3 protein-coding genes and 1 pseudogene are annotated in these 2124 nt (G+C 57.3%); all 4 read left to right on the forward strand.

What is annotated here, in order from left to right:
- Positions 1-410 (forward strand): conjugal transfer protein TrbL (locus RZA67_RS16330; RefSeq protein ID WP_317214107.1); only part of this gene is annotated, 410 nt, incomplete at its 5' end.
- A gap of 25 nt (positions 411-435) precedes the next feature.
- Positions 436-933, forward strand: a complete 498-nt coding sequence (locus RZA67_RS16335; RefSeq protein WP_317214110.1) for a DUF4189 domain-containing protein — start codon at positions 436-438, stop codon at positions 931-933.
- 141 nt (positions 934-1074) lie between these two features.
- Entirely contained in the window at positions 1075-1686 is a 612-nt protein-coding gene (locus tag RZA67_RS16340) for a hypothetical protein (RefSeq protein ID WP_317214109.1), read from the forward strand.
- Positions 1683-2124, forward strand: a pseudogene (locus tag RZA67_RS16345) (lipase); the annotation flags it as partial. The gene RZA67_RS16340 and the pseudogene RZA67_RS16345, both read left to right, overlap by 4 nt.

Here is a 2124-nt window from a genome sequence, read left to right on the forward strand (position 1 = left end):
CGCTGGACATGGTGCTGCGCGTGACCGGTGTGCTGTGGGCGGTGGATGGACTGGGCAGCGTGATTCCCGCGCTGGCGGCGAAGGAAGGCTTTACCAGCCAGGCGATGCAGCAGGGCGGCATGGGTCTGATTTTGACAACGCTGATTCTGACCGTGCCACCGATGGCCGCGATGTTCTTCCAGGGAACGTTGGGCAGCTTCATGGCGTACTCGCAGATAGGCGGCGGACCGGCAGCGGTTGGGCCGCGTGGGGAGGCGCTTGGGAGTTATGTGCCGAGAGCTCCCGCTACGAATAGCGAAGAAGGCGGGCAGCCCTCTCGTGGGTCGATGGCAGCTAGCCATGCCTTCCGTGGCGTTGGTGCGGCTGAACTTAATCCGGCAGGTCAGCGAGGCCTAGCGAACAATGAGTAAACGTAAATTACCTACACCGTCCTTGATGTGTTCTGCGGTTCTATCGCTGTCTCTGACCACAGGTGCTGCATTCGCGGAGGGAAATTGCCCCCCAGGTTACTACCCGATAGGGGGGCAAGGTGTGCAAGGATGCGCGCCGATTAATGGTGGCGGCAGTGGTTCTGTCGGGGGCGGCGCACCCCGACCAGCTGGCCGTTGGCAGAAGACTTGGGGAGCTCAGTCATCTTCCACAAACGGCATCGCCTACTCGGTTACCGGGAAGTCGAGCAAGTCTGAGGCAGAACGGGATGCGATACGTGGCTGTCGTCAGTTGGGAGGGATTGGTTGCGAAGCTATGTTTGCATACAAAAATCAATGTTATGCCGTTGCCCGCGTCGGCGGGGGAGAAGGTGACTACTTCGCTAGAGCGGGCTCTATAGAAAGAGCAAGGGCTGTTGCCACTGACGGGTGTAAAAAACAAGGCGGAAGTGACTGTGAAATTCTCAATGCTGAGTGCACGCAACCGAGGTTCATAAAGTACTGACGGCGCTCGCTATCGGATGCCAGTCGCGCCAGAAGAGCGCAGCCGTTTTCGCATGTAGGCCGCAATGGGCCATGTAAACATTGGCCTGAACTGGCTGGCCAGGAGGCTGCTGACTCTCAGACAGAAACCACCGCTTGTTACATGAATATCGCCTTGTCCTACACACTATCCGTTTTTCTGTGCATCGTGCTCACCGCCTGTGAAGGAAGAGATAATCCATTGAATCCGATAAATCCAACGCCCACCTTGGCTTACCGCATTCGCCTCCAGATCAAGGACGCACCTGGACATTTCGAATCGATTCGCATCGGAGGCCAATTTGACGTTCGGAACGCCGATCAGTGCGGAAGAATAAGGCGGGCTACAGGAACCACTGGAAGAATCAGCAGATCTCTTGATCTGCCGCTTGCGCGCATTTCAGATAGCGAGTACGAGGCGGTTCTGCATCTGGACAAGATGCTGGATGGGGATCATTTCGGACGCGGTGACTGCCACTGGCAACTCAGTGTCGCGTACGCGGAGATTCTGCCTCAGGACCACGAGAAAGATGCCAGCTTTGAGATCAGCATGGATGCACAGGACGTCGTCACAGGTGGGAGCGTCACGCGCTACTATCCTAGTGCGCTCTATCGTGAGCCTAAAGGCTTCGCGGGTGCGCGAATGGTTGGAAGCGATAGGCCTGACAATTATCTACCGGGCGTCAGAGATCATCTTTTCTCGTTGACGTTGAGCTCGGTGGGTGAATCCGAATGAAAATTCGAAGTCAGCTCTACGCTGCGCTTGCGGACGACTCCTATCTGGGTCGAGAGGTCAGAAATGGTCATCACCTGGACGATCACCGCCTCGTGCTAGGCGTCGCACGGCTTACTGTGCACAGGCACGTCGATAACAGGCTAACGGGCTATCAGGGCACCGTCTATCGCCATGACGAGACGGGTGAGTTCGTGGTGGCGCATCGCGGGACTGAGTCACCGATGGATGTGCTCAGTGATCTGACGATGCTCGGGGCACGCTTTAATGCGCAAGCAGCCGATGCGATAGCACTTACAAATGACGCGCTCAAGCTAGCTCAGGCGTCACGTGATCAGTATGGCGGGGCTCCTCCGGTCACCGTAACCGGCCACTCCCTCGGCGGCACGCTCGCCCAGATCACCGCACATCATTTCAACCTCAAGGGTGAAACCTTCAATG

Origin of the sequence: Stenotrophomonas sp. C3(2023) (assembly GCF_032911385.1) — a bacterium.
In the GTDB taxonomy this organism is placed as follows: Bacteria; Pseudomonadota; Gammaproteobacteria; order Xanthomonadales; family Xanthomonadaceae; genus Stenotrophomonas.

Bases quoted from the DNA above. Each gene is read 5' to 3' on its own strand.
- RZA67_RS16335 (WP_317214110.1), top strand. From the start codon at position 436: ATGTGTTCTGCGGTTCTATCGCTGTCTCTGACCACAGGTGCTGCATTC.
- RZA67_RS16340 (WP_317214109.1), top strand. From the start codon at position 1,075: ATGAATATCGCCTTGTCCTACACACTATCCGTTTTTCTGTGCATCGTG.